Below are 15,718 nucleotides of genomic sequence, written 5' to 3'. Positions count from 1 at the left end.
CGTGGAGACCCTCCCGGCCACCTACCCGCTGCCCGCGTCGCCGGCTCAGGAGCGGCTGTGGTTCTTCAACCAGCTGGTACCGGACTTGGCCGTCTACAACCTGCCGTGCCGGGTGGAACTCGGCACCCGGGGCGCCCCGGTCGACGTCGCCGCGGTCCGGGCCGCCCTCGAGCTGGTCGTCGCCCGGCACGAGACGCTGCGCACCGGCCTGGTCACCCGCGACGGCCAGCTCACCCAGCTGGTCCACGCCGAGGTGCCGGTCGAGGTCGGGTACACCGACCTGCGTAGCCTGCCCGTGGACCGGCGCCGGGCGGAGGCCTCGGCGCTCGCCTCGGCCGACGGCACCGCGCCGATCCCGCTGGACCGCGCCCCGCTGTGGCGGGCCCGGCTGATCCAGGTCTCCGACGACGACTGCCACCTGGTGTTCGTCGTGCACCACGCGGTCTTCGACGGCGCCTCGGTGAAGAACCTCACCGTCGAGCTGCGCGAGGCGTACCGGGCGCTGCGGGCCGGTAGTGCCACACCGGACCTGCCGGAGCTGGCCCTACAGTACGGCGACTTCGCGGCCTGGCAGCGGGAGCGGATGGCTGGCGGCGACCTCGACGACCAGATCGCGTACTGGCAACGCGTCCTCGCCGACCTGCCCGCATCGCTACGGCTGCCGGCGATGGGCGCCGGGCGCGACCGCGACGGCGGCCCGCACCGCGGCGGGCACGTCATGTTCGCGCTGCCCCCGCGCTCGGCCACCGCCTGCGGGAGGTGGCCCGGGCCCGCCGCGCCACACCGTACGCCGTGCTGCTGGCCGGGTTCGCCACCCTGCTGCACCGGCTCACCGGCGAGACCGACCTGCTGATCGGCACCCCGGTCACCGGCCGGGGCCGCCCGGAGCTGGCGCCGCTGATCGGCATGTTCGTCAACACGCTGGTGCTGCGCGTCGACTGCGCCGGCGACCCGGGGCTGGGCGAGCTTGTCGACCGGGTCCGAGGCACCGTGCTCGACGCGCTGGACAACCAGGAGGTCCCGTACGACCACCTGGTCAAGACCCTGGCGCCGGACCGCGACGCCAGCGGGTCGCCGCTGCACCGGGTGGTGTTCAACCTGCTGCCCGGCGTGGTCAGCGACGACGTCGGCACCGGCACCGCCAAGGTGGACCTGCTCGTCGACCTCGGCGAGCGGCCGGACGGCTACGTCGGGCGGCTGGAGTACCGCCGGGACATGTTCGACGAGGCGGCCGCGACCGCCCTGACCGAGCGGCTGCTGCGGCTGCTCGAGGCCGGCCTGGCCGACCTCGACACCCCGATCGGCCGGCTGCCGCTGCTCGACCCCGCCGAGCGGCGGCAGCTGCTGGCGGGCCCGGTCGCGACCGGCACGCCCGCGTCGGTGCTCGACATGTTCGCCGAGCGGGTGGCCGCCGACCCCGAGCTGACCGCTGTCGTCGACGCCACCGGCGAGCAGCTGACCTACCGGGCGCTGGACGAGCGGGCCAACCGGCTCGCCCGGCACCTGGCGCGGGTCGCGCCGATCCGGCCGGACGCCCGGGTGGCGCTGCTGGTGGACGGCGGCGTCGACCTGGCCGTCGCGGTGCTGGCGGTGCTCAAGGCCGGCGCCGCGTACGTGCCGCTGGACCCGAAGAACCCGCCCGAGCGGCTGCGCCGCCTGATCGCCGACTCCGGCGCGGTCGCCGTGGTGACCGCATCGGGCCGCGACGAACACGGCCTGCCCGCCGTAGACCTACGCGGCGACGCCGCCAGCATCGCCGCCCAGCCACCGGACGCGCCCGAGGGTCGGCCGCACCCAGACGCGCTGGCGTACGTCACGTACACCTCCGGGTCGACCGGGGAACCCAAGGGCGTCGGGGTCGCGCACCGCAACCTGGCCGCGTACGTCGACGGGGTCCGGCCGCTGCTGGACACCGCGCCCGGCCGCTCCTTCGCCCAGCTTCAGTCGCTGGTGTTCGACTTCGGCGCCACCGTTTTCTACGGCGCGCTGCTGACCGGCGGCACCCTGCACCTGGTCACCGAGCTGGCCACCGACCCGCACGGGCTGGCCGACTACCTGCGCCGGCACCGGGTCGACCTCATGAAGATCACGCCGTCGCACCTGCGGGCGCTGCTGGCCGGCCGCCCCGACCCGGCGGCCTTGCTGCCCCGGCGGACCCTGGTGCTCGGCGGCGAGGGCTCCGACTGGGCGTGGGTCCGCGACCTGCGGCAGGGACGCGCGGTCGTCAACCACTACGGCCCGACCGAGACCACCGTCGGCGCCGTCGCCCTGGCCGCCGGCGCCGACCCGGCCGACGCGGGCACCACCACGCCGCTGGGCCGGCCGCTGGCCCATGCCGCCGCCTACGTGCTGGACGAGCACGGCCAGCCGGTACCCGACGCCGTCTGCGGCGAGCTGTGGCTCGGCGGGGCCACGGTCAGCCGGGGCTACCTGGGCCGGCCGGCGCTGACCGCCGACCGGTTCCGCCCGGACCCGTTCGGCGGGCAGCCAGGCGCCCGGCTGTACCGCACCGGCGACCGGGCCCGCCGGCTGCCCGGCGGCGAGCTGGAGTTCCTGGGCCGGCTCGACGACCAGGTCAAGATCCGTGGCTACCGGGTCGAGCCGGGCGAGGTGCGGCAGGTTATCGCCGCGGCGCCCGGGGTGGTCGACTGCGCCGTCGTCGCCCGCCCGCAGGGCCTGGTCGCCTACGTCGTCGGCTCTACTGTGGACCTACCGGCGTTCGCCGCCGCGTTGCTGCCCGACCACATGGTCCCGGCGGCGTTCGTCGCACTTGACGAGCTGCCGCGCGCCGCGCACGGCAAGGTCGACCACGCCCGGCTCCCCGACCCCGACAGCACCGCCGCCGGCGCCGGCGCCGGACCCGCGACGCAGGCGCCGGTGGGTGACACCGAGGAGCTGATCGCCGGGCTGTTCACCGCGCTGCTCGGCCACGGGCCGATCGGCCGCCACGACGGTTTCTTCGCCCTCGGCGGGCACTCGCTGCTGGCCATCCAGCTGGTGTCCCGGCTGCGGGCCGCCCTCGGCGTCGCCCTGCCGGTCCGCGCGGTGTTCGAGGAGCCGACGGTGGCCGGCCTCGCGGCGAAGGTCGCGCAGCGCCGCCGCAAGGCGCTGACGCTGCCGGCCATCACGCCGGTGCCGCGGGACGCGCCGCTGCCGGCCTCGTACGGCCAGCGCCGGCTGTGGTTCCTGGACCAGTTGGAGACCGGCGCCGCCGTCTACAACACCAGCCTGTACCTGGAGATCGACGGCGCGCTCGACGTCGAGCTGCTGCGCCGCGCGCTGACCGCGATCGTCGAACGGCACGAGCTGCTACGCACCCAGTTCGTCGACCGCGACGGCGAACTGTGGCAGGTCGTCCGCGACGAGGCGGAGCTGCCGTTCACGGTGGTGACCGAGCCGGACGACGCCGAGGGCCTGCTGCGCGAGCACGCGGACCGGCGCTTCGACCTCGCCGTCGAGCCGCCGCTGCGGGCCCTGCTGCTGCGCCTGACCGGCGGCCGGCACCAGCTGCTGGTCGCCGTGCACCACGTGGCCAACGACGCCTGGTCGGCCGACCTGTTCGCCCGGGAGCTGGGCGAGCACTACGCCGCCCTGCGGGCCGGCCGGCCCGCGGCGCTGCCCGCGCTGCCGGTCCAGTACGCCGACTACGCCGCCTGGCAGCACCGGGTGGTCGCCGGGGAGCTGGGCGAGACTCAGCTGCGGTACTGGCGGGAGCGGCTCGCCGGGCTGCCGGAGCAGCTGACGGTGCCGGCGGACCGGCCCCGCCCGGCCCGCCGCGGCACCGCCGGCGCGCTCGCCCCCTTCAAGGTGCCGGCGGCGACCGCCGACCGGCTGCGCTCCTTCGGCGTCGACGAGAACGCGTCGCTGTTCATGGTGCTTCTGGCCGGCTACCTGACCGTGCTGCACCGGTACACCGGCCAGAGCGACCTGGCCGTCGGCACCCCGGTCTCCACCCGTTCCGGGCCGGAGGTGCAGTCGCTGCTCGGCTTCTTCCTCAACACACTCGTGCTGCGCGCCGACCTCGCCGGCGAGCCCAGCTTCCGCGAGCTGGTCCGCCGGGCCCGCTCGGTCACGCTGGACGCGCTGGCCCACCAGGACGTGCCGTTCGAGGCCCTGGTCGAGGAGCTGCGGCCGCGCCGCGACCTGGGCGGCACCCCGCTGGTGCAGACGCTGTTCACGGTCGAGGACACCGAGCGGGCCGCGGTGCGCTCGGACGGCATCGAGCTGGCCTGGCGCCCGTTCGGCACCCCGACCGCCAAGTTCGACCTCTCCCTGTACGTGTGGCGGCAGCCGGACGGGCTCAGCGGCGCGGTCGAGTACCGCACCGACCTGTTCGACGAGGCGTCGATGCGGCGGCTGGCCGGGCACTACACCGCCGTGCTGGAGGCCGCGCTGGCCGACCCGGACACGCCGGTGTCGCGGCTGGACATGGCCGGCGGCGCGGACCTGGCCCTGGTCGACCGGTGGAACGACACCGCCGCGCCGGAGCCGTTCGTCCCGGTGCCGGCCGGTGTCGCGGCGGCGGCGCGGGCGCACCCGGACGCCCCCGCGCTGGTCTGGCGTGGACAGCCGACCAGCTACCGCGACTTCGCCGCCGGGGTGCGCCGACTGGCCGCCGCCCTGCGGGCCCGGGGCACCCGCCCCGGTGACGTGGTGGCCGTGCTGCTCGAACGCGGCCCGGAGCTGGTCACCGCGGTGCACGCGATCCAGGCCGCGGGCGCGGCGTACCTGCCGCTGGACCCCGAACACCCGGCCGCCCGGCTCGCCTTCCAGTGCCGCGACTCCGAGGTCCGCATGGTGGTGACCACCGCCGCGCTCGCCGATCGGCTGGCCGGTACCGGTGTCGACCCGCTGCTGGCCGGCGCGCAGCTGCCGGAGGCGCCCGACGTCGACCCGGAGCCGGTCCACCCGGCCTCCCCGGCGTACGTCATCTACACCTCCGGCTCCACCGGCGCACCGAAGGGCGTGGTCGTCTCGCACGGCGCGATCGCCAACCGGCTGGCCTGGATGCAGCGGACCTTCCCGCTGCGGCCCGGCGAGGACCGGGTACTGCACAAGACCCGGCCGGCTTCGACGTGTCGGTGTGGGAGCTGTTCTGGCCGCTGCGGATCGGCGCCGCCCTGGTGATCGCCGAACCGGGCGGGCACCGCGACCCCGGCTACCTCGCCGGCCTGCTCGCCGACGAGCGGGTCACCACCGTCCACTTCGTACCCTCCATGTTGGACAGCTTTCTGGACGAGCCCGGACTCGCCGAGCGGCTGCCGGCCCTGCGCCGGGTCGTCTGCTCCGGGGAGGCGCTCTCCCCCGCGCTGGCCGACCGGTGCCAGGCCGCCCTGCCGCACGCCGGGCTGCACAACCTGTACGGGCCGACCGAGGCCGCGGTGGACGTCTCCTGGCACGCCTGCCGGCCGGGCGAGCCCCGGGTGCCGATCGGCGCGCCGATCACCAACACCGAGCTGCGGGTGCTCGACCAGCACGGCCGGCCGGCGCCGATCGGTGTCCCCGGCGAGCTGTGCATCGCCGGCGTCCAGCTCGCCAACGGGTACCTGAAGCGGCCGGCGCTGACCGCTGAACGGTTCGTCCCCGATCCGTACGGCCCACCCGGCAGCCGGCTCTACCGCACCGGCGACCTGGCCCGGTGGCTGCCGGACGGGGAGCTGGAGTACCACGGCCGCCTCGACGACCAGGTCAAGATCCGCGGCATGCGGGTGGAGCCCGGCGAGATCGAGACCGCGCTGCTCGGGCATCCGGCGGTACGGGCCGCCGCGGTCACCGTGCTCGCCGCCGGCGCCGGCCACACCCTGGCCGGGTACGTCGTGCCGGCCGACCCGGACGATCCGCCCGCGCCCGGCGCGCTGCGCGAGCACTTGGCCCGCCAGCTCCCCGCCCACCTGGTGCCGGCCGTGCTGCACGCGGTCGCCGAGCTGCCGCTGACCTCGAGCGGCAAGCTCGACCGTGCGGCGCTGCCGTCGGTGCCGGTCCTCGATACCGGCCCGGACGAGTCCGGCACGCAGTTCGTGGCACCTGCCACGGCCGCCGAACGCGCCGTCGCCGGCGTCTGGGAGTCGGTGCTCGGGCTGGAGCGGGTCGGTGCCGCGGACGACTTCTTCGGCGCCGGCGGCGACTCGATCCGCGCGCTGAAGGTGGTCGCCCGGCTCCGCGACGCCGGCTACCGGCTGGAGCTGGCGCAGCTGTTCGAGCACCAGACGGTGCGGGAGCTGGCCGCCGCGCTGGCCGAGGGGCCGGCCGCCGACACCGCGCCGGCCGTCCCGTTCGACCTGCTGGGTTCGGCGGTCGCCGACGCGGTGCGGTCCCGGTGGCCGTCCGCTGTGGACGCCTACCCGCTGACCGCGCTCCAGACCGGCATGTTGTTCGCCAACGAACTCGACGGCTCCGGCGCCACCTACCACGACGTGTTCACGCTGCGGCTGGCCGGCGCCGCCTACCGGCCGGACGTCCTGGCGCGGGCGCTGGCCCGCGCGGCCGCCGTCCACCCGATCCTGCGTACCTCGCTGCACGTGGGCGACTTCGACGAGCCGGTACAGGTGGTACACGCCGAAGCGACCGTCACGGTGTCCGAAGTGGACCATCGGGCGGCGGCGGACGCCACGGCGGCGCTGGCCGCGTTCGAGGAGTCCGAGAAGCGCCACCGGTTCGACCCGGCGGCGGCGCCGCTGCTGCGGGTCTTCCTGCACCGCCTGCCAGACGACGAGCAGGCGCTCACGCTCAGCTTCCACCACGCGATCCTCGACGGCTGGAGCGTCGCCACGCTGGCGACCGAACTGCTGCGCGGGTACGCGGGTGGGAGCGAGCCGGCCGGTGCCGCGCCCGTGCCGGCGTACCGGGACTTCGTGGCCGAGGAGTTGGCCCGCCGCTCGTCGGCGGAGTCCGAGGGGTTCTGGCGGGAGGTCGTCACCGACGCGCCGGGCGGCCGGCTCCCCCGCCTCGCGCCGGCCGACGGCGCCGGCATCGGGATCGTCGGCGCCGTCGGCGTCCTGCGCACCGAGGTGGACGCCGGCGTGGCCGCCGCCCTGGGCCAGGCCGCCCGCACCAGCCGGGTGCCGCTGCGCACGGTGCTGCTCGCCGCGCACCTGCGGGCCACCGCGCTGCTGACCGGCGACCCGGACGTGGTCACCGGGGTGGTCACCTCCAGCCGCCCCGGCACGAGGCCGGCGAGCGGGTGCTGGGCATGTTCCTCAACACCATCCCGATCCGGGTACGGGTGGACCGGCCCAGTTGGTCGGAGCTGATCCGCGGCGTGTACGAGGCCGAGGTGGCGGCGATCCCGCACCGCGCCTTCCCGCTTGTCGACATCCACCGGCTGGCCGGTGGCGGCCCGGTCTTCGACACGCTGTTCGACTACCGCGACTTCCACGTGTACCGGGCGCTGCCGTCGGCCGACCGGCTGCGGGTGACCGGGTACCGGTTCTTCGAGCAGATCGACGTGCCGTTCGCGGTCAACCTGATCCGCGGCGCCGGCGACACGCTCACCCTCCAGGTCCGCTACGACAGCGACCAGTTCACCGCCGCGGAGGCCGCGCGGATCAGCGACCTGCACCTGCGGGTGCTGGCCGCCATCGCCGGCGACGTGAGGGCCGATCCCCGCCCGGCCACCGGCTACCTCGCACCCGACGTCGCCCGGATCGAGCGGTGGAACGCCACCCAGGCGCCGCCGCCGGCCTGGACCGTGCCGGAGCGGCTCGCCGCGCAGGCGGCGCGCACCCCGGACCGGGACGCGCTCGTCGCGAGTACCGGCCGGCTCACCTACGCCGGGCTGCTGGCCCGGGTGCACCGCCTGGCCCACCACCTGCGCGAGGCCGGCGTGCGGCCGGACGGCGTGGTCGGCATCTGCCTGCCCCGCGGCATCGACTTCGTGGTCGCGCTGCACGCCATCCAGGCGGCCGGCGCGGCGTACCTGCCGCTCGACCCGGACTACCCGCCGGAGCGGCTGGCGCTGATGGCGGCCGACGCCGGCGCGACCACCGTGGTCACCGCGGCCGCGCTGGCCGTACGGGTGCCCGGCACCACCGCCGTGCACCTGGACACCGAGGCTGAGGCGATCGCGGCGCGGCCGGACACCGCACCAGAGCTGGTGATCCACCCGGACTCGCTGGCGTACGTCATCTACACCTCCGGCTCCACCGGGCGCCCCAAGGGCGTCGGGGTCTCGCACCGGGCCATCGCCAACAGGCTGGCCTGGATGCAGGACACCTACCCGATCGGGCCGGACGACCGGGTGCTGCACAAGACGCCGGCCAGCTTCGACGTGTCCGTGTGGGAGCTGTGCTGGCCGCTGCTGACCGGCGCCGCCATGGTGGTCGCCGACCCCGGTGACCAGCGGTCGCCGGACCGCCTGCTCCGGCTCGCCGGCGAGCAGCGGGTCACCGTCGTCCACTTCGTACCGTCCATGTTGGACGCCGTGATGGAGGAGCCGGACCTGGCGGCGCGGCTGGCGAGCCTGCGGCTGATGTTCTGCTCCGGCGAGGCGCTCGCCCCGGCCCTGGCGGCCCGCGTCCTGGACGCCCTGCCCGGGCTCGGGCTGCACAACCTGTACGGGCCGACCGAGGCCGCCGTCGACGTGACCTACCACGCCTGCCTGGCCGGCGAGGCGGCGGTGCCGATCGGGCGACCGGTCGCCAACACCCGGATCGAGGTGCTCGACGCCACCGGGCAGCGGGTGCCGGTCGGCTCGCCCGGCGAGCTGTGCATCGGCGGGGTCCAGCTAGCCCGCGGCTACCTGGGGCGGGCGGCGCTGACCGCCGAGCGGTTCGTACCCGACCCGCACGGCCCGCCGGGTGCCCGGCTGTACCGCACCGGCGACCTGGCCCGCTGGCTGCCCGAGGGCGAGCTCGACTACCTGGGCCGCCTCGACCACCAGGTCAAGGTGCGCGGCTTCCGGATCGAGCCGGGCGAGATCGAGGCCGCGCTCGCCGCGGACGCGGCCGTCCACTCCGCCGTGGTGCTCGCGCCGGCGGCCCGGGACGGCAGCCGGAGCCTGGTCGCCTACGTCGTGCCGGAAAAGGGCGGCACGGTGGACGGCCCGGCACTGGCCCAGCGGCTGCGCGGCCAGCTGCCCGAGCATCTGGTGCCGGCGGTGTACGTACCGCTGGAAGAGCTGCCGCTGACCGCCAACGGCAAGCTGGACCGGGCCGCGCTGCCGGCGCCCGACCCGCGCGCGGGCGCGGCGCACGTACCGGCGAGCACCGACACCGAGCGGGCGGTCGCCGAGGTCTGGGGCGCTGTGCTCGGCGCCGCGACGGTGAGCGTCGAGGACGACTTCTTCGCCCTCGGCGGCGACTCCATCCGCAGCCTGAAGGTGATCGCCCGGCTCCGGGCAGCCGGCCTGCCGGCCGCGATCAGCGACCTGTACCGGCACCCCACCGTGCGGGGACTGGCCGGCGCCCTGGCCACCAGCGGCGGCGACCCGGCCCAGCCGGCGCGGGCAGACGCGCGACCGGGCACCTATGCACTGGTCGACGGCGCCGACCTGGCGATCATGACCCGCCTATTCGGAGGTAACGCAGCATGACCACGACAGCGCCACCCCCGGGCAGCACCGAGCGGCCGCCGGCCGCGGACGGCAACCTGCCCGAGGACGCGTACCCGCTCACGGCCCTACAGACCGGCATGCTGTATCACAGCGAGTTGCAGGCCGACTCGGCCACCTACCACGACCTGTACACGATGACGCTCCGGACCCGGTACGACGGGCCGGCGCTGCGGGCCGCCCTGGCCGAGGTCGCCAGCCGCCACCCGGTGCTGCGCACCTCGTTCAACCTCAAGGACTTTTCCGAGCCGCTGCAACTGGTGCACCGGGCGGTGACGGTGCCGCTGACCGAGTTCGACCTGACCGGGTACCGGCCGAGCGAGAGCCGGGAGCGGCTGCTGGCCTGGCGCGAGGAGGAGAAGCGGCAACAGATCGACTGGTCGACGCCGCCGCTGCTGCGGGTCTTCGCGCACCGGCTACCGGCGGGCCAGGTCGCGCTGACGCTCAGCTTCCACCACGCGATCCTCGACGGCTGGAGCGTGGCCACCCTCGCCACCGAGCTGCTACAGCGGTACGCCGCCCACCTGGACGGCACGGCGCTGCCGGCGACCTCGGTGCCGGTCACCTTCCGGGACTTCGTCGCGGCCGAGCGGGCCGCGGTCGCCGGGCCCGAGATGGCCGCGTTCTGGGAGGCGGCCACCGCCGACGGCGAGCCGGCGCTGCTGCCCCGCCAGCCCGGCCACCCGACCGGGCAGGGCGAGGACACCGCCACCGTCGAGATCGCCGTCGGCGAGGCGGCCGTGCGGCAGGTGGCGGCGCTGGCCCGGCAGCTGCGGGTGCCGACCCGTACCATCCTGCTCGCCGCCCACCTGCGCGCGCTCGGCCTGGTCAGCGGGACCGTCGACGTCACCACCGGGCTGGTCACCCACGGCCGGCCCGAGCACGAGGCCGCCGAACAGGTGCTCGGCCTGTTTCTCAACTCGGTGCCGGTGCGGGTACGGGTCGACCAGCCGACCTGGCGGGAGCTGGTCCGCGCGACGTTCGACGCGGAGCTGGCGATCCTCGACCACCGGGCGTTCCCGCTGTTCGAGATCCAGCGGGTGGCCGGGCGGTCCGGGCTGTTCGAGACCCTCTTCGACTACCGCGACTTCCACGTGTACGACGCGCTGCCCGGCGACGGCCGGATCGAGATCGTCGAGCAGGACTTCTTCGAGCAGACCAACCTGCCGTTCGCGGCCGGGTTCTCCCGCACCCGGTCCGGCGGCCTCGGGCTGCGGCTGACCTACAACCGGCTGGAGTTCCCGGCCGAGCAGATCGAGCGGCTGGCCGCGCTGTACCAGGCGGTGCTGGCCGCGCTGGCCGGCGACCCGGACGGCGACCCGCGCGAGAGCGCCGGGCTGCTCACCGCCGCCGGCCTGGCACCGGAAGCGGGCTGGAACAGCACCGAGACCCAGTGGCCGGACGGGGCGACGGTGCCGGAGCTGGTGGCCGCCCAGGCCGCCGCCACCCCGGCCGCCACCGCCCTGGTCTGGCGCCACACCGAGATCAGCTACGGCGACTTCGTGGCCGAGGTCAACCGGCTGGCCCACGAGCTGGTCGCCCGCGGCGTGCGGGTCGGGCAGACCGTCGGCGTGCTGCTCGAACGCGGGCCGCAGCTGCTGACCGCGGTGCACGCGATCCTCGCCGCCGGTGCGGCGTACCTGCCGCTGGACCCGGAACTGCCGGAGGCCCGGCTGGAGCTGATGAGCGCCGGCGCCGGGCTGGTCGTCACCACGGCGCGGTGGCAGGACCTGGTGCCCGGCGCCAAGCTGCTGCTGGACACCGACGCGGCGGCGATCGCGGCCCGGCCGGACAAGCCGGTGTGGCCGATGACGCCGCGGCGCTCACCGGCCTACGTGATCTACACGTCCGGGTCGACCGGCACGCCGAAGGGCGTCGTCGTCGACCACGCCGCGATCGGCAACCGGCTGCGGTGGATGCAGCGGGAGTTCCCGCTCGGACCGGACGACCGGGTCGTGCACAAGACCCCGTTCGGCTTCGACGTGTCGGTGTGGGAGCTGTGCTGGCCGCTGACCGCCGGCGCCGCCACCGTCATCGCCGAGCCCGACGGCCACCGTGACAGCGACTACCTGGGCCGCCTGGTCGAGGAGTCCGGCGCCACGACCATCCACTTCGTACCGTCCATGTTGGAGGCGTTCGTCGAGGACGTGGCGGCGGTCGGCCGGGCGGGCGGGCTGCGCCGGATCTTCTGCTCGGGCGAAGCCCTCTCCCCTGGGCTCGCCGACCGGGTCCTGGAGCTGCTGCCCGGCACCGAACTGCACAACCTGTACGGCCCGACCGAGGCCGCCGTCGACGTGAGCTGGCACCACTGCCGGCCCGGCGAGCGGCCGCTGCCGATCGGGGCGCCGATCGCCAACACACGCCTGTACGTCCTGGACCCGCTCGGCCGGCAGGCTCCGGTGGGCACCCCGGGCGAGCTGTGCATCGCCGGCGTCCAGCTCGCCCAGGGCTACCTGGGCCGGCCCGGCTGGACCGCCGACCGGTTCCGCCCCGACCCGTACGGCCAGCCCGGGCAGCGGCTGTACCGCACCGGTGACCGGTCGCGCTGGCTGGACAACGGTGAGATCGAGTACCTCGGCCGCTCCGACGACCAGGTCAAGGTCCGCGGGATCCGGATCGAGCCGGGCGAGGTCGAGGCGGCCCTGTCCAGCCACCCGGCGGTCCGGACCACGGCGGTGGTCGCCCGGCCCGGCCCCGCCGGAGCCGACCTGGTCGCCTACGTGGTAGCCGCCGACCCGGCGAAGCCGCCGACCGTCGACGAGCTGCGCGAGCACCTGACCGGGCTGCTGCCGCCGGCGCTGGTGCCCACCCGGTTCCAGCCGCTGGACGCGCTGCCCGTCACCCGTACCGGCAAGCTGGATCGGGCGGCGCTGCCGGAGCCGGATGCGTCGCCGCGCCCGCCGTTCCGGCAGCCGCGCGACCAGGTGGAGGCCCGGCTGGCGACCATCTGGCAACGCCTGCTCGGTCTGCCCGTCGTCGGCATCGACGACGACTTCTTCGCCCTCGGTGGGCACTCCTTGCTCGCCCTGCGGCTGGCAGTGCGGATCCGGGCGGAGCTTGGCCAGGAGGTGCCGGTGACCACGGTCCTCACCGCGCCGACCATCCGCCTGCTCGGCGCCGAGCTGCGCCGGCCCGAGCACATGGGCGCCGGCGGCCCGCTGGTCGCGCTCCGTACCACCGGCGACCGGCCGCCGTTGTTCCTGTCGCATGCGCTCGGCGGGCAGGTCTTCCGCTACCGGCCGCTGTCCGAACGGCTCGGCGACGACCAGCCGGTCTACACGATCCCGGCCCGCGGCCTCGTCCAGGGCGAAGAGCCACATTGGACACTCGAGGAGATGGTGGACGACTACGTCCGCCGTATCCGGGAGGTCCGGCCGCACGGCCCGTACCTGCTGGGTGGGTTCTGCATCGGTGGGAACATCGCGCTGGAGATCGGCCGGCGGCTGAAGGCGGAGGGCGAGGAGGTCCCGCTGGTCTTCCCGACCTGGTCGTCGGCGGACGAGCCGGTGGTCCGTTCCTCGCTGGAGGACGAGACGTTCCTGATGATCCACGCCCTCGCCGGCGGGGTCGACATCCTGGAGAGCGTCGACCTCGACGAGCTGCGCAGCATGCCCACCGACGAGCGGCTGGCCGCCGTGGTGGCCGCCGCGGGTCGCGAGCGCCGGCTGCGCCCGGACACGGCCGACCTCGACCAGGCCCGCCACTACCTCAGGGTGTTCAAGTCGACCGCCCACGCGGTCGGCCACCACCGGCACGAGCCGTACGACGGCGACGTCGTGCTGCTGCAACCGGCCGAGGACCCCGAGATCACCCCTGGCGACGACTTCGGCTGGCGCGCCGTCGTCAGCGGGCGCTTCGCCATCGCGCCGATCCCGGGAACCCGCTTTACCTCGGTATACGAACCGCTCGTGGCCGGTATGGCCGACCAGATCAGGAGGTGGACTGACAATGGTTTCGACCACTGACGTCGCAGCACCCGCGAAGGAGCCCGACGCACCGCCGAGCCTGTGGCGCAACGGCGACTTCCTCAAGCTGTGGAGTGGCCAGAGCCTTTCGGTGTTCGGCTCGTACGTGACCATCGTGGCGATGCCGCTGGTGGCCGTGCAGTTGCTCAACGCGACGGCTCAGCAGATGGGCGTGCTCGGCGCGCTGGCCCGCGCCCCGTTCGTGCTGTTCCTGTTCGCCGGAGTGTTCGCCGACCGGGTGCGGCGCCGGCCCACGATGATCGCCACCGACCTGGGGCGGGCCGTCGCGATCGGACTGATCCCGCTGCTGTTCTTCGCCGACTCGCTGACCATCTACTGGCTGTACGGCATCGTGCTGGTCGCCGGCATCCTCGGCGTCTTCTTCGAGGTGTCCAACCAGGCGTTCCTGCCCTCGCTGGTCGACTCCAGGCAGCTGCCCGAGGGCAACGCCCGGTTCCAGATCAGCCAGTCGGTCGCGCAGGTCAGCGGCCCCGGCATCGCCGGCCTGCTGATCGCCTTCTTCTCCGCGGCGACCGTCATGCTGATCGACGCCGTCTCGTACCTGGTCGGCGCGCTCACCAGCGCGCTGATCCGCAAGCCGGAGCCGCCGCCGCACGGCGGCGGCAAGCCGCCGAAGCTGTTCACCGCGATCCGGGACGGCCTCAAGTGGGTGTGGACCCAGCCGGTGATCCGCCCGCTGCTGATCGCCAGCGCCTGCTACATGACGTTCACGGCCGGGATCCAGTCGCTGTACGTCTTCTACCTCAAGGAGCACCTCGGCCTGTCGACCACGGTCATCGGCGTCACCCTGGGCTTCCTGGGCGTCGGCGCGGTGGTCGGCTCGCTGCTGTCGCTCAAGCTGCTCAAGATGGTCGGCCCCGGCCCGTCGGCGTTCTGGGCCACCGTGTTCGGCAACGGCGCGTTCCTGCTCATCCCGCTCGCCGGCGGGCCGACCTGGCTGATGGTGGGGCTGCTGGCCGGCGCGCAACTGCTGATCGGCATGTCCGGCCCGATGGCGCAGGTCGGCATGGCCTCGCTGCGCCAGGTGCTGACCCCCAACGACATGCAGGGCCGGGTGGTCGGCACGTTCCGCGGCCTGTCACTCGGGCTCGCCCCGCTCGGCGCGCTCGCGGCCGGCTTCCTCGGCGCGGCGGTCGGCTTGCGGCCGATCCTGCTGGTCTTCGCGATCGGCGTGCTGATCCCGATCGTGGTCATGGCCGTCTCGCCACTGCCGCGGCTCAGGGAGCTCCCCGACCCGGTGCAGGCGTCCGCATGACCGAGATAGCCGTACTGAAAGAGCCATACCCCGCCGACCCGGCGGACCGCCGCGAACGGGTGGCCGCGCTGCGCGACCACATCGACGAGCGGCTGCTGGACACCGGGGCCGTGCTGCTGCGCGGCCTCGGGTGACCAGCGCCGGCGAGTTCCACGACGTCGTGTCCTGCTTTGGCGATCCCTTCGACGCCTACCACGGCAACTCGCCGCGCACGAATGTCCAAGATGGAGTTTGGACCTCCACCGAGTACCCGGCCGAGTACGACATCTCGCTGCACAACGAGCTTTCCCAGGCCTCGCGCTGGCCGCGGCGGCTGTTCTTCTGCTGCCTGGTGGCGCCGCAGACCGGCGGCAGCACCCCGGTCTCCGACGGCCGGGCGCTGCTGGACGACCTCGACCCGGGCGTCCGGTCGCGGTTCGAGTCGAGGGGGTGGCCTACCTGCAGTCCCTGCACGGCGGGTACGGCCCGGGCAAGTCGTGGCAGGAGACGTACCAGACCGACGACCGGGCCATTGTCGAGCAGCTGCTGAAGGCCGGCGACACGGAGTTCCGCTGGACCGACGACGGCGACCTGCGCATCCGGCAGGTCCGCCCGGCGGTCCGCAACCACCCGATCACCGGTGACCAGGTCTGGTTCAACCAGGCCGAGCAGTTCCACGTCTCCAGCCTTCCGGACGCCACCGCCCAGGCGCTGCTGGCCATGGCCGAGTCCGAGGACGAGCTGCCGCAGTCGGCGACGTACGGCGACGGCAGCCCGATCCCGCCGGAGGACCTCGCGAACGTCCGCGAGACCGCCCGGCGCGGGGAGAGCGCGTTCGACTGGCAACCCGGCGACGTGCTGGCGATCGACAACATGCTCGTGATGCACGGCCGGCACGCGTACACCGGGTCGCGCCGCATCCTCGTCGCGATGACCTGACGACCGAACCGA

General features: G+C 74.7%; 9 protein-coding genes. All 9 read left to right on the top strand.

What is annotated here, in order from left to right:
- The first annotated feature begins 1 nt into the window (after nt 1).
- Genes Pflav_RS47220 through Pflav_RS47200 form a run of 9 tightly spaced genes read left to right on the top strand, consistent with a single transcriptional unit; the run spans nt 2 to nt 15,706 of the window.
- The gene (locus tag Pflav_RS47220) at nt 2–853 is read left to right on the top strand and encodes a condensation domain-containing protein (RefSeq protein WP_173034745.1); all 852 of its coding nucleotides are present in this window, start codon (nt 2–4) and stop codon (nt 851–853) included.
- Nucleotides 760–5,127 carry a non-ribosomal peptide synthetase gene (locus Pflav_RS07320; protein WP_173034744.1) on the top strand — a complete coding sequence of 1,456 codons (4,368 nt, stop codon included), beginning with the start codon at nt 760–762 and terminating at the stop codon, nt 5,125–5,127. Before Pflav_RS47220 ends, Pflav_RS07320 begins: the two co-directional genes overlap by 94 nt.
- On the top strand, nt 5,082–7,250 hold the full coding sequence (locus Pflav_RS47215; protein WP_173034742.1) for a condensation domain-containing protein: 2,169 nt from the start codon (nt 5,082–5,084) through the stop codon (nt 7,248–7,250). Before Pflav_RS07320 ends, Pflav_RS47215 begins: the two co-directional genes overlap by 46 nt.
- The gene (locus Pflav_RS47210; RefSeq protein WP_173034740.1) at nt 7,190–9,529 is read left to right on the top strand and encodes a non-ribosomal peptide synthetase; all 2,340 of its coding nucleotides are present in this window, start codon (nt 7,190–7,192) and stop codon (nt 9,527–9,529) included. The genes Pflav_RS47215 and Pflav_RS47210 overlap by 61 nt, the downstream gene beginning before the upstream one ends.
- On the top strand, nt 9,526–13,512 hold the full coding sequence (locus tag Pflav_RS07305) for a non-ribosomal peptide synthetase (protein WP_173034738.1): 3,987 nt from the start codon (nt 9,526–9,528) through the stop codon (nt 13,510–13,512). The genes Pflav_RS47210 and Pflav_RS07305 overlap by 4 nt, the downstream gene beginning before the upstream one ends.
- A complete protein-coding gene (locus Pflav_RS07300) occupies nt 13,496–14,788 on the top strand; it encodes an MFS transporter (protein WP_173034736.1) in 1,293 nt (430 codons plus the stop codon). The genes Pflav_RS07305 and Pflav_RS07300 overlap by 17 nt, the downstream gene beginning before the upstream one ends.
- A complete protein-coding gene (locus Pflav_RS07295) occupies nt 14,785–14,922 on the top strand; it encodes a hypothetical protein (protein ID WP_173034734.1) in 138 nt (45 codons plus the stop codon). Before Pflav_RS07300 ends, Pflav_RS07295 begins: the two co-directional genes overlap by 4 nt.
- Nucleotides 14,919–15,317, top strand: coding sequence for a TauD/TfdA family dioxygenase (locus Pflav_RS47205; protein WP_173034732.1), 399 nt, complete (start codon nt 14,919–14,921; stop codon nt 15,315–15,317). Before Pflav_RS07295 ends, Pflav_RS47205 begins: the two co-directional genes overlap by 4 nt.
- Nucleotides 15,218–15,706: a TauD/TfdA family dioxygenase gene (locus tag Pflav_RS47200; protein WP_173034730.1), complete on the top strand. Its 489-nt coding sequence runs from the start codon at nt 15,218–15,220 to the stop codon at nt 15,704–15,706. The genes Pflav_RS47205 and Pflav_RS47200 overlap by 100 nt, the downstream gene beginning before the upstream one ends.
- The last annotated feature ends 12 nt before the right edge of the window (nt 15,707–15,718 follow it).

Source organism: Phytohabitans flavus (genome assembly GCF_011764545.1).
Classification (GTDB): domain Bacteria; phylum Actinomycetota; class Actinomycetes; order Mycobacteriales; family Micromonosporaceae; genus Phytohabitans; species Phytohabitans flavus.
This window is presented reverse-complemented; position numbering and strand designations above follow the sequence as displayed.